General features: G+C 35.4%; 14 protein-coding genes and 1 riboswitch. Of the genes, 6 read left to right on the top strand and 8 right to left on the bottom strand.

Annotation, left to right across the window (positions count from 1 at the left end; translation table 11 throughout):
- Positions 1–16 precede the first annotated feature (16 nt).
- Together pabB and PGC14_RS09505 are read right to left on the bottom strand one after the other, a co-directional pair.
- Positions 17–1,345, bottom strand: coding sequence for an aminodeoxychorismate synthase component I (pabB, locus tag PGC14_RS09500; RefSeq protein ID WP_011916295.1), 1,329 nt, complete (start codon positions 1,343–1,345; stop codon positions 17–19).
- 7 nt (positions 1,346–1,352) lie between these two features.
- Entirely contained in the window at positions 1,353–1,919 is a 567-nt protein-coding gene (locus PGC14_RS09505; RefSeq protein ID WP_011916294.1) for an anthranilate synthase component II, read from the bottom strand.
- Positions 1,920–2,137: 218 nt separating this feature from the next.
- Here PGC14_RS09505 and PGC14_RS09510 point away from each other — a divergent pair, with 218 nt between their 5' ends.
- The gene (locus PGC14_RS09510) at positions 2,138–3,259 is read left to right on the top strand and encodes a DUF362 domain-containing protein (protein WP_271628751.1); all 1,122 of its coding nucleotides are present in this window, start codon (positions 2,138–2,140) and stop codon (positions 3,257–3,259) included.
- Positions 3,260–3,326: 67 nt separating this feature from the next.
- Here the strand turns inward: PGC14_RS09510 and PGC14_RS09515 are convergent, their stop codons facing one another.
- The gene (locus tag PGC14_RS09515) at positions 3,327–3,890 is read right to left on the bottom strand and encodes a hypothetical protein (RefSeq protein WP_127352497.1); all 564 of its coding nucleotides are present in this window, start codon (positions 3,888–3,890) and stop codon (positions 3,327–3,329) included.
- A 225-nt stretch (positions 3,891–4,115) separates the two neighbouring features.
- Positions 4,116–4,266, top strand: a riboswitch (cyclic di-AMP (ydaO/yuaA leader).
- A gap of 5 nt (positions 4,267–4,271) precedes the next feature.
- On the opposite strand from PGC14_RS09515, the gene PGC14_RS09520 reads away from it, so the two are divergent.
- Positions 4,272–5,630, top strand: coding sequence for a 2-isopropylmalate synthase (locus tag PGC14_RS09520; RefSeq protein ID WP_271628752.1), 1,359 nt, complete (start codon positions 4,272–4,274; stop codon positions 5,628–5,630).
- An 87-nt stretch (positions 5,631–5,717) separates the two neighbouring features.
- Here PGC14_RS09520 and PGC14_RS09525 read toward each other — a convergent pair whose 3' ends face one another.
- From PGC14_RS09525 to PGC14_RS09535, 3 genes are all read right to left on the bottom strand, one after another.
- A complete protein-coding gene (locus PGC14_RS09525) occupies positions 5,718–6,362 on the bottom strand; it encodes an L-ribulose-5-phosphate 4-epimerase (RefSeq protein ID WP_011916289.1) in 645 nt (214 codons plus the stop codon).
- A gap of 2 nt (positions 6,363–6,364) precedes the next feature.
- Complete coding sequence (locus PGC14_RS09530) at positions 6,365–7,459, bottom strand: GntR family transcriptional regulator (protein WP_011916288.1); 1,095 nt, start codon at positions 7,457–7,459, stop codon at positions 6,365–6,367.
- Positions 7,460–7,579: 120 nt separating this feature from the next.
- Positions 7,580–9,250, bottom strand: coding sequence for a ribulokinase (locus tag PGC14_RS09535; RefSeq protein WP_011916287.1), 1,671 nt, complete (start codon positions 9,248–9,250; stop codon positions 7,580–7,582).
- Positions 9,251–9,539: 289 nt separating this feature from the next.
- Here PGC14_RS09535 and PGC14_RS09540 point away from each other — a divergent pair, with 289 nt between their 5' ends.
- Positions 9,540–10,592 (top strand): DUF2092 domain-containing protein, encoded by a 1,053-nt coding sequence (locus PGC14_RS09540; protein WP_271628753.1) that lies wholly within the window; start codon positions 9,540–9,542, stop codon positions 10,590–10,592.
- 209 nt (positions 10,593–10,801) lie between these two features.
- Positions 10,802–11,701, top strand: coding sequence for a polysaccharide deacetylase family protein (locus PGC14_RS09545; RefSeq protein ID WP_271628754.1), 900 nt, complete (start codon positions 10,802–10,804; stop codon positions 11,699–11,701).
- Positions 11,702–11,707: 6 nt separating this feature from the next.
- Here PGC14_RS09545 and eutH read toward each other — a convergent pair whose 3' ends face one another.
- Together eutH and PGC14_RS09555 are read right to left on the bottom strand one after the other, a co-directional pair.
- Positions 11,708–12,802 carry an ethanolamine utilization protein EutH gene (gene eutH, locus PGC14_RS09550; RefSeq protein ID WP_271628755.1) on the bottom strand — a complete coding sequence of 365 codons (1,095 nt, stop codon included), beginning with the start codon at positions 12,800–12,802 and terminating at the stop codon, positions 11,708–11,710.
- A gap of 82 nt (positions 12,803–12,884) precedes the next feature.
- On the bottom strand, positions 12,885–14,846 hold the full coding sequence (locus PGC14_RS09555) for a glycoside hydrolase family 127 protein (RefSeq protein WP_271628756.1): 1,962 nt from the start codon (positions 14,844–14,846) through the stop codon (positions 12,885–12,887).
- A 421-nt stretch (positions 14,847–15,267) separates the two neighbouring features.
- Here PGC14_RS09555 and PGC14_RS09560 point away from each other — a divergent pair, with 421 nt between their 5' ends.
- Both PGC14_RS09560 and PGC14_RS09565 read left to right on the top strand, forming a co-directional pair.
- Complete coding sequence (locus tag PGC14_RS09560) at positions 15,268–17,157, top strand: APC family permease (protein WP_271628757.1); 1,890 nt, start codon at positions 15,268–15,270, stop codon at positions 17,155–17,157.
- Between the two features lie 210 nt (positions 17,158–17,367).
- Positions 17,368–18,351, top strand: a complete 984-nt coding sequence (locus tag PGC14_RS09565; RefSeq protein ID WP_271628758.1) for an Rpn family recombination-promoting nuclease/putative transposase — start codon at positions 17,368–17,370, stop codon at positions 18,349–18,351.
- Positions 18,352–18,520 lie beyond the last annotated feature (169 nt).

The following is an 18,520-nucleotide window of genomic DNA, read 5'->3' on the forward strand; positions in this document are numbered from 1 at the left end:
TTAAACTTCCCCCATTTCAAATATTTTCTATAAACTCTCTGCAGCCTAATATCTCAAAAAATGGTTTTCCCTTGTACAAAGTCTCTTTGTACTCCTCTTCCTCATCAGAATCCCACACAATTCCGCCACCGACATTAAAATAGCTACTTTCGCCTTCTAAAACCAGAGTTCTTATTGCAATGTTAAAATCCATATTGAAATTATTTGCTATATAACCAATAGAACCAGTGTAAACTCCTCTTGGGTCTTTTTCAAGCTCTTCAATTATCTTTATCGCATTTAATTTTGGTGCACCTGTGATAGACCCACCCGGAAATGTAGCTTTAATTATGTCAGAAAGCGTGACCCCAGAGTTTATTTCACCTTTTATTGTTGAAACTAAGTGAAATACACTTGAGTAGCTTTCTACCTCAAAAAGTTTTGGCACCTCAATTGACCGGGGTCTGCAGACTTTTGCAAAATCGTTTCTTTCAAGATCTACAATCATCAAAAGCTCTGATCGGCATTTTGTATCATTAAAAAGTTTTTCTTTTAAAAGCTTGTCTTCATCTGCACTTTCACCTCGCCTGATTGTACCTTTAATAGGCTTTGTTATAATCTCAGAGCCTCTTTTTCTCAAAAAAAGCTCAGGAGATGTTGAAATTATGCTTGCATTTGGCAGTTTTATGTATGCATGGTATGCACCAAAGTTTCTGTTTCGCAAACAAAAGTATAAATAATCAGGGTCAAACTTCCCTTTGAACACAAAACGCTGTGAAAGGTTAACCTGATACACATCGCCTTCATAAATATATTCTTTAATCCTCTTTATACACTTTTTATATTCTTCTTTTTTAAAATTTGGCAAAACAGACAAGACAAACGGCTTTTCAAAATCCTTATAATGTGTACAATCTTTTTGTGCCCAGATAATCTCTTTTACTTTTTCTAAGTCTTTTTTCGAAGAAAGGTTTATATAAATCTCTTTGCAAAGATGGTCAAAGACTATAAAATCCTCATAATATCCAAAAAAGGCTTTATACACACAAGAAAAGTCTCTTTTTCTTTCAACTTTATATAAGTCAACACCAAAGTTGTATGAAAAATACCCTGCAAACCCACCATTGAAAATAAAATCTGAATCTTTTCTTCTCTTTGAAACTTCTTTTGAAAGCTTTTCTAAATATTCAAAGCTATCATCATGGTCATGGCATATAAAAACCTCTTTTGGTCTTAAAAATAAAAACGAATATCTTCCATAGCTTTTGTTATAGAGATTGCTCTCAAGAAGAATAGAAAAATCCTCTTTTAGATTAAAAAATACACAAAATGGCTCAGCAACATTACTTATTATCGGTATGCTCAAGAAATTTTCACCCTCTTAAAAAGTTTTTTATCATCAAAAGACCCTGTTCAGTTGCAATTGACTCTGGATGAAACTGAACACCTTCAATTTTGTAAAACTTATGCCTTATACCCATAACCTCACTGTCTTTCGTCTTTGCAGTGATTACAAGATCTGTATTGTCTATGCTACTTCTTTCCAATATAAGCGAATGATATCTTGTGACATTTAAAGGATTTTTCAATCCTTTAAAAATTCCTTTTCCATCGTGATCTATTGTATCTACAATCCCATGCATAGGTCTTTTTGCCTTTGTAAGCCTTGCACCAAAGTACATCCCTATTGCCTGATGACCCAAACACACCCCAAGAATCTTTTTGTTTTCTTTAAAGTTATCTATTATTTCGAATAGAATTCTGTCATCGTCAGGTCTTCCCGGTCCGGGAGACAAAACTATATATGTAGGGTTTAAGCTATAGATATATCCAATATCAATCTCATCTCTGTTTTTTACAATTGTCTTTTCACCTAATCTTAGAAAATAATTGTATAGATTATATGTAAACGAGTCAAAGTTGTCAATAATCAACACCATTTTTACCCCACTCTAAGAGTATCATATATGATACTTTATATCAAAAAAGTGCACTCTTGTAAACTTCATTTCAGCTATTGTATTATTAATGCAAGAAGCTTGATATCAAACGTTTTAAAATATTTGTAGTTTTGTGTAAAAATGAGCTATTCACAAATCAAAAAAAAGGATTATAATTTTTCTCACAGAAAGTTTTTGAAGGGGGATGGAGAGAGAACATGGCTGCATCAAAGGTTTATTTCACAGACTTTAAAACCAAACCAGGGTATAATATGCTCGACAAGCTTGAAAATCTTGTGAAAAAGGCAGGGATTGAAACAATCGATTTTAAAAACAAGTTTGTTGCTATCAAGGTCCACTTTGGAGAACCAGGAAACCTTGCGTATATAAGACCAAACTATGTCGCAAGGATTGTAAAACTCATTAAAAGCCTTGGTGGCAAGCCTTTTGTAACAGATGCGAACACACTTTACACGGGAAGAAGAAGCAATGCTCTGGACCACTTAGAAGCTGCGTATGAAAATGGGTTTAACCCGCTTGTACTTGGCTGTCATGTAATCATCGCAGATGGGCTCAAAGGAACAGAGTACAGAGAGATTGAGGTGAACCTTAAACATACTCAAAAAGCAAAGATTGGCTCTGCCATTGCAGATGCTGATATTATAATCTCAATGAACCACTTTAAAGGTCATGAGATGACAGGGTTTGGTGGTGCTATCAAAAATATCGGGATGGGTTCTGGCTCGCGTGGTGGAAAGCTTTTTATGCATTCATCCTCAAAGCCGGTTATAAAGACATCAAAATGTGTTGGCTGCGGAATGTGCGTCAAAAGCTGTGCGCAGTTTGCTATAACTTTGAGTGAGAAGAAAAAAGCGGTCATTGACTATGAAAAATGTGTTGGATGTGGTCAGTGCGTTGCAGTGTGTCAGTTTGGCGCAGCAACAGTCAAGTGGGATGAGGCTGCATCAATTGCAAGCGAAAAGATTGCTGAGTATGCATATGCGGTGCTCAAAGACAAGCCTCATTTTCATGTAAACTTTATAATGAACATATCACCTGACTGTGACTGCTGGTCACACAATGATATTCCTATTGCACCAGACATCGGCATAGCTGCGTCATTTGACCCTGTTGCTTTGGATAAGGCATGTGTTGACCTTGTAAATAGCTCTGCATTCACACCAGCTGGGTCTGTGTTTGAAACAGCAAAACACATTGAGGTTGACGGCAAGATTGACAGGTTCAAGAGCGTTCATCCTGACACAGACTGGAGAGTTGCACTAAAGCATGCTCAAGAGATTGGGCTTGGAAGTTTGGAGTATGAGCTGATCAAAGTTTAAATTGCGCAATAAATTTAGGGGCTGTCCAAAAAATAGGTGGAGAGCCCCTTTCATATAATATTTTCTATTATCTCAAATTTGCTATACATTTATTTTTCAGTAATAGAGAATATATATCAATACTATTCAATGGACTATCCTTACCTGTTTCGAAACAAACGAGATGAATGTAATATTCTTTACCAGTTTGCCAAATACTTACTGCAACGTTTTCAGGAATTTGACCAGGGAAAAACTCTATACGCTTTATGGCATTGTTGCCATAATAAATTCTGTGATTTTCAGCTTCAAAAAGAGGATCCTCATCCAACTTAAACCTTCTAATAGCACTCCATTTCATCCATCCAATAACTGCTAATTTATTAGAAGAAGATGTTGTAAAATATCCAACCTTCCAAAACCCAAATTTGTTTTTAACTAAATAAACAAGAACAATATCATGTTTTTTTGAACTTGTTTTTATGACTTTAATTTCATTCCCATTATCATCAAAACTTCTCGCCAATGTTTGGATATTAGAAGAACTGAATCCTGCTCTCCAAAGCGCAATCGAAAAACTTTCTTTTGTAATAGTAATAAACACAAACACCAAAATCAATATCGCTAATATAACTATATAAAATTTTTTCATTTTATTTTTCCCACCTTTTTAATGAACAAGTATTTTATTATTTTTGTACCTTTATATTGTAATAGTAACATTTAAAATAAAAGAAATCAACAGTTATTTTCCTTTTTTCCATGAATATATTAATATATCATACTACCTTAGTAATTTTAAAAATTTTGTTTCGATATTAATTCTAAATCTCTTGTTTATTATCTTTTTCTTTGGTATCATAATGGTATCATAATACTTATAACAAAGCTGAATTCCTGTGTAAAAAGCACAGGATAGGGGGGACCCACTTTTTCGGGGTGAATCAAGGCATCTTGCCTTGTAGGGCAAATATCCCTTTCTGCCCGAACCCGTCAGCTAACCCCCGAAGCTTTGAAAGGGAGGTTTGTTTTTATGAATGTTAAATTTAATCCAAAAACTCACATTCTTGAGATTGAGTATCAGTTCAGGGATGTTGAAGAGCCAAATCTTTTCAGGAACATCTATCCTTACAATGAAGTACCAAGGCTTGTTTTCAACCACAGAATTGTGCCAATGAATGTTCCTGAGCGGCTTTACATCACAGACACAACATTCAGAGACGGTCAACAGTCACGCTCACCCTACACTGTTGAGCAAATCTGTAGGATTTATGACTACTTGCATGAGCTTGACAATGGAAGTGGCGTTATTCTTCACACAGAGTTTTTTGTGTACTCAAAGCAGGACAAGGAAGCAGTTTTAAAGTGTTTGGAAAAGGGTTATGATTCCCCAAAAGTCACTGCTTGGATTCGCGCAAAAAAAGAGGATTTTGAGATTGTAAAGAGCCTTGGTATCAAGGAAACAGGAATTCTGGTTTCATGCTCGGACTATCACATTTTTAAGAAGCTCAAGATGACACGAAGCCAGGCAATGAAACAGTACTTAGAGATTGTGTCAGCAGCTTTAGAGGCAGGAATTATACCACGCTGCCATTTTGAAGACATCACACGCGCAGACTTTTACGGGTTTGTCCTGCCGTTTATAAATGAGCTTATGAAGCTTTCAAAAGAGGCAAATATGCCTGTGAAAATCAGAGCCTGTGACACGCTGGGGCTTGGCTCACCAATACCGGGGGTGGCTCTTCCAAGAAGCGTGCCTCAAATAATCTATGGGATTGTAAACTATGGTGAGGTGCCATCTGAGTGGCTTGAATGGCATGGCCATAACGATTTTTACAAGGCAGTCATAAACTCAACAATGGCATGGCTTTATGGTGCCTCAATGGTAAACACATCTCTTTTGGGAATAGGTGAGCGAACCGGCAACACACCATTAGAGGCAATGGTGATGGAATATATTCAGATAAGAGGCAGTGCAGATGGTATGAATGTTGCTGTGATATCTGAGATTGCCGACTATTTCAAAAAAGAAATAGGCTATGAAATTCCGCCAATGACGCCTTTTGTTGGTGACAACTTTAACGCAACACGGGCTGGAATTCATGCAGACGGGCTCATGAAGGATGAGGAAATCTACAATATATTTGATACAGGTAAAATCTTGGGAAGACCACCAAAGGTTATTATAGATGCATACTCAGGTATTGCAGGAATTGTAATCTGGATAAACAGGTATTTTAAAGACAGCGGTATTGACATTCAGGTTGACAAAAAAGACCCAAGGGTTCAGAAGGTCAAAGAATGGGTAGATGGTCAATATGAAAATGGAAGAAATACATCAATAAGTGATGAAGAGTTAAAAGAGGTTGTAAAAGAGGTATTTGGAATATAAAATAAAGCAAGGCTGCCAAATTAACGGCAGCCTTGTGCTTTGTATAATAAAACCTTTTTGTGCTGGGGGTTTGATTTAAAAATATGCTCATTTTTGTCCATATTTTGTCACGTATCTCTCATGAGCTCTTTTTACCTCTTCAGGTGGAATCTCGATAGGCTCGCCCATCATCTTTGCAATAAACACTGTTTTTGCAACATCTTCTACCATAACAGCCGCTTTTACTGCCTCATCAACAGTCCTTCCTATTGTAAATACTCCATGGTTTTGAAGAAGAATTGCCGGACTTTCTCCTATATACTCAACTATTACCTTGCCTATGTCTTCACCACCAATCTGAGCATACGGTCCGCATGGAATCTCACAGCCAAACTCATCGGCAATTGCTGTCAAATACACTTTTATTGGCTGGCCCAGTGCTGCAAACGCCGTTGCATAGTTAGAATGTGTGTGCACCACTGCATTTATATGTGGCATGTGCTTGTATACATAAAGATGTGTGAGAGTGTCTGTTGAAGGTTTTAAATTCCCTTCAACAATATTTCCGTCCATGTCAACAACTACCATCTTATCAGGTGTCAAATCGTCGTACATCACACCTGATGGTTTTATAACAACAAGGTTTGTGTCAGGGTCGCGAGCTGACACATTTCCGGATGTCCATGTAACAAGACCATATTTTGGAAGATATAAATTGTATTTGCAAACAAGTTCTTTTAAGCTTTCAAGCATTTTTAAAATCCTCCTTTTGTTGAATTTCTGAAGATTATCTCACATTCAACCTCTTCCTTGACACCAGTTCTGCTCTTCTTTATCATAGATAGTGCTGCTTTTGCTGCCATCTCGCCAAGCTTTTCTTTTGGGTGTTCAACTGTTGTGAGTTTTATTTCTGTCAGTGTAGAAAGAAGTGAGTTGTCATATCCAGTAACCGATATATCTTGAGGAATTCTAAATCCCATTTCTTTTAGCTTTACACAAAGAGGAAGGGCAATCTTGTCGTTGTAACAAACAGCAGCATCAAATCTTTCTCTTGAGATGATTTCAGCTGCTCTGTTATGAACAAAATTGTACTCCTCACTTGTAAAAAAGATTGCATCAAACTCTGCCTGTGCCTCCTTGCATGCCTTTTCAAACCCACTATACCTTTTTATCCCCTGCAAATCGTCTCCTTTGAAAATGCCAAGAAGCTTTTTGCACCCACTTTTTATAAGACTCTGGGTAAGCTTATAAACTGCTGACTGGTCTTTGGTTATTATGTAGTTTTGTGCTATGTCTTGTAAAATAGTGTTGATGAAAATTACAGGAATCTCTTTTTGTATAAGTTTTCTGTAAAGGTCTTGATTTTTAGAAGGCAAGGCACTTTTTGTCGGCTCTATTATGACAGCGTCTATGTTTGGATTGTTTATTATGCTCTCTAAGTGATATCTTTCAAATTCGTAGCTGTTGTCGGTTGAAAATAGCAAAAGCCCGTACCCTTCATGTGCTATCACCTTTTCAATTCCTCTTATAATCAGGGGAAAGATGTAGTCTGATATAAATGTTGTCAGAACAGCAATGCATTTAGAGCTGTCAGCACTTTTCTTTGCAACAAACGTACCTCTCCCCTTTTGAGACACAAGGAGTCCTTCAAACTCAAGTTCCATTATAGCTCTTCTTACCGTGTGACGAGAAACTTTGAACTTTCTTGCAAGCATATTTTCTGAATAAATCTTCTCGCCCTCTTTGAACTTGCCAGAGTTAATTCCTTCAATAATAAAATCTTTTATAATCTCATATTTGGTTTTGCTCATTTTATCATCATCTTGTCCATACAAGTTTATTTTTATCATACCACTTAAAAAATTTTAAATCAATACCATTATTTAACTCGCAGGCTACCCTTCAAAAAGTCCGAAAAGCTTTTTAAAAATGGGTAGCCTGTGTTTGAAAAGTTAAAAAACCTAAAAGCTTTACATCCTCGAAACTTCTTCTTTTATCTCTTTTAGCCTCTTCATCACATCATTTGCTCCACGGCCAAAGTAGTCGTGAAGAATTCTGTATTCTCTGTAGAGCTTTTTGTAAATCTCATGATTTTTTGGATTTGGCTTGTAAGAATAGTCTTTTAACTTTGCCATCTTCTTTGCAGCCTCAAATATGCTGTCATAACCACCTTTTTCTTTTCCTGCAGCAACTGCACCAAACATTGCAGAGCCGAGTGCTGGCGTCTGAGGTGATGCTGATACCTTTATCTCAAGTCCTGTCACATCAGCATAAATCTGCATCAAAAGCTCGTCTTTTTCAGCAATGCCACCACACGCATAAAGCTCTCTTACCTCAACGCCGTGTTCATTGAAGTTGTCAATTATTATCTTTGTGCCGTACGCTGTTGCCTCAATCAGTGCCCTGTACATCTCCTCTGGCTTTGTAGTTAAGGTCATGCCAAGCATCATACCAGTGAGGTCTGCATCAACCAGAATTGACCTGTTACCATTCCACCAGTCAAGCGCCAAAAGACCGCTTTGACCAGGTTTTAATGCTTTTGCTTTTTCTTTTAGAAGCTGGTAGATATTTAATCCTTTTTGCTTTGCTTCTTCAAAGTAATGCGCTGGCACGCAGTTTTCAACAAACCATTCAAAATGGTCTCCAACACAGCTCTGACCTGCCTCATACCCATAAAAGCCAGGTAAAATTCCATCTTCGACATACCCGCAGATGCCTGGGACCATCTTCTCTTCATTCCACAAAAGCATGTGGCATGTAGATGTTCCGATTATCATCAGCATCTTACCAATATCAGTAATCCCAACAGCAGGAACTGAAACATGCGCATCCACATTTGCAATTGCAACAGCTGTTCCAGGATTTAAGCCCATTAGCTTTGCCATCTCTTGTGTGAGCTCACCAGCTTTCTGGCCAATAGGATATATGTCGCGGGATAGCTTTTCATCAACAACATTCTCAAGTCTTGGATGAAGTGCTTTGAAAAACTCTTTTGAAGGATATCCTTCCCTCTTGCTCCAGATAGCTTTATATCCTGCTGTGCATGAGTTCCTCTTCTCAACCCCTGTCATTTTCATTACAATCCAGTCAGCAGCCTCAATGAATCTGTCTGCCTCTTCATAAACCTCTGGTGCTTCTTCTAAAATCTGCATGATTTTGGGGAATAGCCATTCGGATGAAATCTTTCCCCCATATCTTTGCAAAAACTTCTCTCCTCGCTCTTGTGCTATTCTATTTAGCCTGTTTGCATACTTTTGAGCAGCATGGTGTTTCCACAGCTTAACATAGGCATGAGGATTTGATTTGAACTTTGGAAGCTCACAAAGCGGTGTCCCATCCTTTTTGATAGGAAGCATAGTGCAGGCTGTAAAGTCAATTCCTATTCCAATCACATCGTCTTTGGAAACACCTGCTTTTTTCAAGACATCTGGAACGGTTGTTGCCAAAACCTCTATATAATCCTGTGGATGTTGAAGTGCCCAGTCATGAGGAAGTTTTGTACCATCTGGCAAGCTCTCGTCCATGACTCCATGAGTGTACTCTTTCACACTTGTTGCAACCTCTTCACCTGTCTCAACATTAACAAGCACTGCTCTTCCTGACTGTGTCCCAAAATCAATTCCTATACTAAACTTTGCCATAAAAATCCCCCTTTTCCCCTTTTGCTTGTGCATACATGTTTCTTTAAAAATATAGTAGCATATATGCAAAAAGAACAAAAGAGAGAGGATAAAAAAAGTTGTATATATACAATTTAAGCATACATTCCACTCAAATTATTTTTACACAAAGTTGTTTTATAGGAAAAAGATAGAAGAACTGAAAGAGCGAAAAAACAAAACGAATGGTCACTTTTTAAAAAAGAGTGATATAATTTTATATAGAAAGTGTTAATATTCCGAGAAAGATTTAATCTGGAGGTGAGAAAGAATGAAAAGTTTCAAAAAATTATTTGCCTTATTTACAATTATAAGTTTTATCCTTTTCATTTCAGCGCCCTTTGTACCAGCAGCCCAAACTCAACAATCCTCATCAAATCCTTTAGAAAAAGCTTTTAAAACTGAACTTACCAAGCTTTTGAATCCTGACCTTCCAATTTCGTGTGACATAACCACTACCTCCAACGGCCAAAAATCAATAGGCTTTGGTGTAAATGTTCTGGTAAATAATACAAGTAGCCACAAAATATCTGCAGATAGGAAAAACAAAAAATTCTTTGTTCAAGCCAAAAAAGGAAATTCAACTTCAACAATTTATGTAAATGGTCAAAAGGTTTATATACTGGATACAAAAGACAATAAATATATAGAAACCAGCATCCCTGCAAGTTTGTGGCTCTCAATTAATATGTTAGACATACCACTTTCTCAAAACCTAAATAAGTTCAATCAAACAGTTTTGAACTATCTCAGTTCACAGACACCTTCTATTGTAAAAGGTGCTTATAGGACAAAAACTTTAGCTTTTGGCAAAAACGTTGACTGCTATGTGCTGACAACAACTCTGCCTGGCAAAATTTTAGAACCTGCAGTAAAAAGTCTTTTGCTTTCTAATACAAAAACAATCCTCACCCAGCTTTCGCCAATGATAGATTTATATCTCAAAACATTGACAGATGAAGAAAAGCAAGCTTTAAAATCTTTAAATGTAGACCCTGCTTCAATTAGCGGAGCTCAAATTACAAAACAGATTGAAAGTGCAATCACTTCATCAGTGAACTTATTAAAATTGGATGACTACAAAGTAAGCTTTTATTTAGACCAAAAGACAAATAAAATTGTAAAGATTATAATTAAAAACATGCCTGCAAACAACAGTGGTGTTTCTTCAAGAATTGAGATAACCAATATTATAACTGGAAATGATGTAAAGTTTTTGCAAATAAATGAAAGCATGATAAAACGACAAAATGTCCAACCTGACTTGTCAAGCATCTTAAAACTTTTGGAAGGCTTTGCAACTAAGATTCAGCAATTAAAATAAAGTAAAAATATAAATTTGGAAAAAATGAGATTTGCGAAGGAGGCTGTCAAAATGCGGCAGTCTCCTTTATTTTTCTGTATTTCGATAAACTCTCTTCCCAAATTTCTGTAACATTCTTTTAATTATATTCACACAAACTACCCTTATAATCAAATAATGTTGTGTCTTTTGCGTGAAAGACTCGCTGCAAAAGAAGGTGAAATTTTAAAATGCAAAAGACAAAATATTTCATCGCAGTATTAACAATAGTTGCAATTTCCTTAATATTATTGTTTCCAATTTACGTTTCTGCTCAACGAGAAGAAACCAAAATACCAGTACTGGTTTATCATTATTTTTATAAAGACAAAGAAGAAGCTGTAAAATGCAACCATAGTACAGTCACTTCTGTTGAAAATTTTGAAATTCAAATGGACTATCTTTATAGAAAAAACTTTAAGACATTGACGATGGATGAGCTATATAGATTTTTAAAAGGCGAGTATACACCACCAAAAAATTCTGTAGTAATCACAATGGATGACGGATACAAAAACAATGTCACATTGGCATACCCAAATTTAAAAAGATATGGTTTTAAAGCTTGTATTTTTGTAATTGGAAAAACTGTTATAGACAAGTCAAATAGACCTGATGAATTTGAATACCTTAATTTAGAAGACATGGTAAAATACTCTGATGTGTTTGAGTTTGGCTCTCACACATATGATATGCATAAAATCATAAATGGCAAACCTGCACTTTTGCAGTACAGCATGCTTGACATTCTCTTTGATTTTATAAATGGTCAGATGGTAGTTCAATCACCTTATTTTGCGTATCCGTTTGGCGGATATAATGAAGTAATAATTGAGATTTTAAAATCCTTTAATTATAAGCTTGCTTTTACAACAAAAAAAGGGTACGTAACATCAAACAGTAGCCCATACGAGCTTCCAAGGTTCACTATTTCAGATAAAATTTCTTTTCAGCAGTTTGTAAGGATTGTAGAAGGAAAGTATTTTGAAGATTATTCAGAAAAAAAACAAAAGAATAATTATAAAAGCCGACCTTCAGTTGGTGTTAATGTGAATAGAAGAAAAAGCATTCCTATACTCCGACGGAGTTAGGGATTTTCATATTTTATATAGCTGTTTGCTTTTATATCTCAGATACAAAACTGTCCCCCCTATAGCAAGAAGACCACTTATAAGCTTATTAAAGAGGAAAATTGATATATATGAAGGTGCAACTGCACCTAAGAATCCTAATTGTGGGCCCACAACAGAAGCAGTTGTAATACTCAATGCTGCATTTATAATTCTTGACTTAGAATCCATCTTCTCATAAAGATAAAGTGTGGGAACACAATTTATCAAAAGCATCATCATTCCTTCTATCCCCTGTTGATTTAACGTTAGGTATTTTCTAACAAAACCAGAATATTTTATTAACACATTATAAACAATTGAGAAAAATACATAGCTTCCAGCTATTAAAATTGCCATTTTCAAAGGCAGTTTTATGCTCTCATCTAAAGCAGTTTTGTAAGGTAAAATTGCTCTGCCGGTTAGAATGTGAAAACCTAAAAATATAAGACCAATTAAATTCAAGATGTTCATTGCCCTGCCCAAAATTTTCATCAAATTTATTAAAATGAACCATTCTTTAGCAATTCCAAAAGCTAATATAATCACAATTGCTATGACAAAGAATATTAGTCTGAAAACTTTTAAAACGTCAAACCCGTAAAAAATAGATGTCAAAAGAATACCTGCGGGAATACATATAATTCCTATAAGGCTGCCTCTAATAAACTCATCTCTGTATTCTTTCTTTAGTATTCCAAATGCAACAGGATATGTAAAGCCTATACTCGCCCCCAAAGTAGAGCTCAATAAAACACCACCTATCAATTTTGATGTTTCATCTTTTGAAACCTCACTGGAAATATGATACCCACCCATATCTATAGGTAAAATACAGGATATCAACACTGCTCCATCGCTTTGAAATAGCCTTGCCAAAAATCTTGAAGGATTTATCAATATAAAGCTCAAAAATGGATACAGATAAAGTATTCCCGTCATTGAAAATATTGCCTTTGCCATAATCACAAAGCCTTCTTCGGCTTTTGAAGCAAGTTTGAATTTATCTCCCATAATCTTGTCTAACAATCCTACAGTAAATGAAATGGAAAAAAGGTAGAATAGAACCTTATTAATTAGCATTCTTAAGACCTCTTCCTTTTTCTCATTCCATTTTTCACAATATTTTATCACACATTCTATTTACAAAAAACTATTTAATTCTCTATTTCTCATACACCCACACTCTCATTTCTCCTTTTCCTCTATTTCCCCATGCAAAATATGGAATAAATTTCACCTTCGTAGGTTGATATCTGACCTCAAAATCAGTTTTATAAAGTTGATCTTCAAAATTGTCTCTCCTAATTTTGTAACCGTGTGCATAAACTACGTAAATTCCATTTAGTAATTTTTCATCAAACTGGAGCTCCAAACTGCTATTTCTATCAACAGAAACTAAATGAAGATTATCCCCATTGTCTGCCTCTTCAATGCAAAAAACAACAGGACCTTTTACTATTGCAACTTTGCCAATATTTTCTCTCACAAGAGGATTTGAATATACTCTTTTCAGCTGAGTTGGAAGTATAATCTCTATCCTATCATCTGATTTCCAGCCGCGTGTTATTGAAACATAGCCATCTTTTAAGCTAAAACCGGTCAAAAGCTCTCCATTGATTTTGATTTCAAACTTATCACACCAGCTTGGAATTCTCAAATTAAGAGTAAAATACATTTCTCCATTAGTAATTATTTTAAAATTGACCTCATCATTAAATGGATAACTTGAATTTTGTATGATTTTTACTTTTTGATTATTAATTAAAAATTCAGACTCACTGCCAATATACAAGTTCACATATATCTCATTGTTATTGTACAAATAAATATACTTACCAATAGAAGCCAATAGTCTTGCCACATTTGGTGGGCAGCAAGCACAGCCAAACCAAGGTTGACGTTCTGGTTTTACATGGTGTCTGTCAAACCTTTTTTCTACTTCTTTTGGAAATACTTCAAGAGGGTTAACATAAAAATACTTTTTACCATCCTGTGACATAGCTCCTATTATAGTGTTATAAAGAGCTCTTTCTACAACATCGTAATACTTGCGGTGTGGTTTTATTCTATTCATCCGATGGGCAAAAAATACAAGCCCTACAGATGCGCAAGTCTCAGCATACGCAGCAGCATTTGGCAAATCGTATTCAAATGTAAATGCCTCACCATGCGCAGATGAACCAATTGCACCTGTAATGTACATCTTTCTATTTCTTATATCATCAAACAGAGCTTCACATACCTCATAGAGCTCTTTATCTTTTGTATAATAAGCAACATCGGCCATGCCAGAATAAAGGTATACTGCTCTGACAGCATGTCCCACAGCTTCTCTTTGCTCTCGAACAGGCTTATGTGCTTGCAAATACTCTCTTCCAAGTCCTTTAAAGCCTTTCCAATGCTCTTTTTTGCCTCTTTTTTCCCACTCTATATCAAAGTAGTATGGTTCTTGTCCTCTCTCATCAATAAAAAACTTTGCAAGTTCAAGGTATTTACTATTGTTTGTTACCTCATATAGCTTTACAAGAGCAAGCTCTATCTCGGGATGTCCATCGTAGCCTCTGATCTTACCCTCTTCTTTTCCAAACACGCTATAGATATGGTCTGCAAGCTTGCAAACAATATCTAAAAGCTTAGTCTTTCCAGTTGCTTTAAAGTGAGCAACACCAGCTTCAATCATATGTCCTGCAGTGTAAAGTTCATGGCACTCTTCTAAATTTGTCCATCTTTTGCCCTTTTCCTTGATGGTAAAATATGTATTCAAATACCCATCTTCCCACTGAGCCTTTTTAATTATATCAATGACCTCATCAACCTTTTTCTCCAAATCAGGATTTGGATACTTTTCAAGAACATATGATGCTGCTTCAAGCCACTTTGCAACATCGCTATCTTGAAAAACAAATCCCTCAAATTCCCCATCTTCAAGCCCTGCTGCTATCTTGAAATTTTTTATTGCATGGCTCTTGACAGGAATATCAACTAAGTCGTTCAAAATTTCCCACTGATATGGTACAACTACATCACGAACGAGATCTACGTACCTTCCCCAGAATGGGTCTTTGATAGTGACATCTTTTATCTCTGGGGATTTCAAATAATTTGTAAAAGGATTTTCAGTCATATTTTTTCACCACCTAAGTATTTAATTTTTATCCTTCGTCTTTATTTTCCGACATTATTCTTACTTTTTCAAGTTGAAAAAGTAGTAATTGTGGAAGCTTTGTCGATTGTCAATACTCTATTAACCTTTCTCAACAAAGGCTATTAATTAAAAGTTTATGAATTTCCTACAATTCCTTGTTCTTAATTTTGTGCATATTTTTATTGCCTTTTTTTGGCTTAAATTTTAAAAGTCTCAGAAAAATAAACCACTTGAGCTATTTTTCAGTTAGCTCAATTTTTAGTGCATAATCTCTACAACCTATATATTTTACTATCTATAAAACATCAAAATAACAATTGAATTAAAACTTTTAGGGGAATATAATTTTGTAATCATGTGAAAATTACTTAAATCAACTACTCAGAGGGGGAGTTTTGGCTTGTTTGAAAAACTAAAGAGAATCCTTATAGGAAAGCCTTTGCCAAATGAAGCAGAGAAGACAGAAAAATATGGTGTTTTATGGGGATTGCCAATTTTGTCAAGCGATGCTATATCGTCTGTTGCATACGCTGGACAAGAAATTTTGTATGTCCTTTTGCCTGCAATAGGATTTCTCGCTTTTAAAGAAATATCTGTCGTAACTTCCGCAATCATAATACTTCTTTTTATTTTAATGCTCTCTTACAGACAAACTATTGAAAACTATCCAAATGGTGGCGGTGCTTTCATTGTCGCGAAGGACAACCTTGGCGTTTTGGCAGGCATTGTGGCGGGAGCATCTTTGTCAGTTGACTACATCTTGACAGTGGCAGTTTCTATCTCCTCAGGTGTTGACCAGATTGTGACCGCGCTTGAATTTTTAAAGCCTTATAAGATCGCTTTATGTCTCTTTTTAGTCCTATTTTTGATGATTGGAAATTTACGAGGAATAAGAGAATCATCCAGAATATTTGGTATACCTGCTTATGCTTTTATGTTTTCAATTTTGGCTTTAATTATAGGGGGATATATAAAGCTAAAGATGGGATATGTTCCGCCAGAGCCAAAGATAAATTATCCAACACATCCTGTTACTTTAGTTTTGTTACTAAAGGCATTTGCAAGCGGGTGCACAGCTTTAACTGGAATTGAGGCTGTATCAAATGCTGTTCCAAACTTTAAAGACCCGGCAACAAAACATGCTAAAACTGTTTTGCTTTTATTGTCGTTAGTAATTCTCGTTCTGTTTGGCGGAACAACACTTTTGGCAACACACTATCATATAGTTCCTACTGAAGGTGCTATGCTTGTTTTGATGGCACAAGAAATATTTGGAAAAAGCTTTATGTATTATGTTGTTGCTGCAACAACCTTTATAATCCTTGTTTTTGCTGCAAACACTGCATTTTCTGGCTTTCCGATGCTTGTTGCTGTCATGGCAAAAGAAGAATTTGTGCCAAGGCAGCTGAGCCTCAAAGGTGATAAACTTAGCTATTCAAATGGAATTATCATCCTTGCTCTGGTATCTGCACTTTTGATTGTAGCATTTAATGGTAACGTAACAGCGCTCATTGGTCTTTATGCAGTCGGCGTCTTTATATCATTCACACTATCTCAATCAGGCATGTTTGTAAGATGGCTTAAGAACAAAGGTAGTCATTGGCACATAAAAGCATTTATAAACGGATTTGGTGCACTCACAACATTTGTTGTTGTCATTATAATTGCAATAACTAAATTCAAAGAAGGTGCGTGGATTGTTGTTCTTTTAATTCCTCTACTTGTCTTTGCAATGATAAAGGTAAAGCTTCATTATATTGCCGTCGCAGATCAGCTGAGAGTAACACCTGCAGACAAAGAACTATTGGATGTTGATCATAACATCTACAGAAACAGAGTTATTGTACCGATTGAAAGTTTAAATAAGGCAAGCATCCGTGCTCTTAGATTTGCAAAAACAATCTCAGACAATGTAATTGCTTTCAATGTATCAATAAATGAGGAGCAGGCAAAAAAGCTACAAGAAAGGTATAAAATGCTCAATTGCTCTATTCCGCTTGTAATAAGGTATTCACCTTATAGAAAAATATTAGAACCGCTTTTAGAGTATATAAAGTCAGAAGAGTACAACTATCAAAAGGGGGACATGATAACAGTCATCATACCCAAATTTACTGTACAGCGCTGGTGGCAAAAGATTTTGCACAATCATACGTGGCTGTTTATAGAAAAAGAACTTTTAAAACACAAACACATTGTTGTATCTGTCATGCCGTTGCAGCTGAAAGATGATGATGTGGTTTTGAAGAAAAAGAACAAACCTCTGTGGAAGATATTAGAGGAAGACTAAGTAATAAAAAAATGACATAGCCAACTGCTTTGCGCAAGCTGGCTATGTCTTTTTATTGTTTTTTGTCATGCTGTAGTCTTGTTTAAAATGAAATTGTTTTTTGTGAAATCAATTAAGTTTTATGGTATAATTAAATTAAAAATCAAGATAATTAAAAATTTTTCGACAACGAAGTTTTAATATAAAAAAGGAAAGATAGGGAGTAAAATAATGACACAAAAAGTTCCACACAACCAGTATGACTTAACTTTTAAAAGAGTTTTACAATTTAAGGATGTATTTTTAAATTTTTTAAAAGATCATTTAGACAGGGACTGGGTAGATAAAATAGATCCAGAGAGTTTGGAGTTTGTAGACAGGAGCTTTATTAAAGACGAGTTCTTAGAAAAGGAAGCAGATGTCATTTATAAGGCAAAATTAGAGGAAACAGATATCTATTTTTATGTTTTGATCGAGGCTCAATCAACAGTAGATGAAAGTATGCCAATAAGACTATTTGAATATATGAATTTAATATGGAAAAGGCATATGGAAGAAAATAAGGAGGAACTTTTACCCCCGATAATTCCTATTGTGCTTTATAATGGTAAAAAGAACTGGAGTGTTCCTCGACATATAATAAGAGGGTATGATATATTTAAGGATGATATATTCAACTACTGGTTAGTAGACGTAAATAAACTTGATGAAGAAAAACTCAAAGGCCGGTTAGACCTTTTGAGCAGTATACTGTATTTAGAAAAGTCGAAGCGATATGCAGAAGAATTTGTGAAAAAGCTGAATGAAGTATCTGAATACATAAGGGGGCTACCTCAGGAGCAGCTTAAGGTATTTTGTTCATGGCTGTTGAGAATTGTACGACCTCAGGTAATAGATCAAATGAAAAATATGATTGATGATCTTTTAAAAAAAGTAGAAGAAGAGGGGGTGGATGATGTGGGTGATTTTATATTCAATGTTCAACAACTGATTCAAGAATACTATAAACAAGCTGAAGAAAAAGGAAAAGAAAAAGGATATGAGGAAGGAATCGAAGAAGGAATAAAGCAGGGAATCGAAAAAGGTTCAAAAGAAACTCTTATGAACATAGTGAAAAATATGATACTTGCAGGAGCAGATGATAATTTTATAGCTAAGGTAACAGGATTAGAAATTGAACAAATAAAAAAAGTAAGGAGTAATCTCATGAATTGAGGATAACTTTTTGTTACTGTGTTCTAATATCATATCGAGCAAACAATGATGTTTTTTTATTCTTCATTAATAGACTTTAGAATAAAAGGAGCTATTCAGATTTGTTGCCGAATAGCTCCTTTTGTATTTTTTGGATTCGATTTATAATTATTGTAAACATTTATTTAAT

This window comes from Caldicellulosiruptor sp. DIB 104C (assembly GCF_028198085.1).
In the GTDB taxonomy this organism is placed as follows: domain Bacteria; phylum Bacillota; class Thermoanaerobacteria; order Caldicellulosiruptorales; family Caldicellulosiruptoraceae; genus Caldicellulosiruptor; species Caldicellulosiruptor saccharolyticus.

What these genes read in the sequence shown, in the direction of transcription:
- PGC14_RS09505 (WP_011916294.1), bottom strand. Translation starts at nt 1,919, where the DNA reads ATGGTGTTGATTATTGACAACTTTGACTCGTTTACATATAATCTATAC.
- PGC14_RS09510 (WP_271628751.1), top strand. Translation starts at nt 2,138, where the DNA reads ATGGCTGCATCAAAGGTTTATTTCACAGACTTTAAAACCAAACCAGGG.
- PGC14_RS09515 (WP_127352497.1), bottom strand. Translation starts at nt 3,890, where the DNA reads ATGAAAAAATTTTATATAGTTATATTAGCGATATTGATTTTGGTGTTT.
- PGC14_RS09520 (WP_271628752.1), top strand. Translation starts at nt 4,272, where the DNA reads ATGAATGTTAAATTTAATCCAAAAACTCACATTCTTGAGATTGAGTAT.
- PGC14_RS09525 (WP_011916289.1), bottom strand. Translation starts at nt 6,362, where the DNA reads ATGCTTGAAAGCTTAAAAGAACTTGTTTGCAAATACAATTTATATCTT.
- PGC14_RS09530 (WP_011916288.1), bottom strand. Translation starts at nt 7,459, where the DNA reads ATGATAAAAATAAACTTGTATGGACAAGATGATGATAAAATGAGCAAA.
- PGC14_RS09535 (WP_011916287.1), bottom strand. Translation starts at nt 9,250, where the DNA reads ATGGCAAAGTTTAGTATAGGAATTGATTTTGGGACACAGTCAGGAAGA.
- PGC14_RS09540 (WP_271628753.1), top strand. Translation starts at nt 9,540, where the DNA reads ATGAAAAGTTTCAAAAAATTATTTGCCTTATTTACAATTATAAGTTTT.
- PGC14_RS09545 (WP_271628754.1), top strand. Translation starts at nt 10,802, where the DNA reads ATGCAAAAGACAAAATATTTCATCGCAGTATTAACAATAGTTGCAATT.
- eutH (WP_271628755.1), bottom strand. Translation starts at nt 12,802, where the DNA reads ATGCTAATTAATAAGGTTCTATTCTACCTTTTTTCCATTTCATTTACT.
- PGC14_RS09555 (WP_271628756.1), bottom strand. Translation starts at nt 14,846, where the DNA reads ATGACTGAAAATCCTTTTACAAATTATTTGAAATCCCCAGAGATAAAA.
- PGC14_RS09565 (WP_271628758.1), top strand. Translation starts at nt 17,368, where the DNA reads ATGACACAAAAAGTTCCACACAACCAGTATGACTTAACTTTTAAAAGA.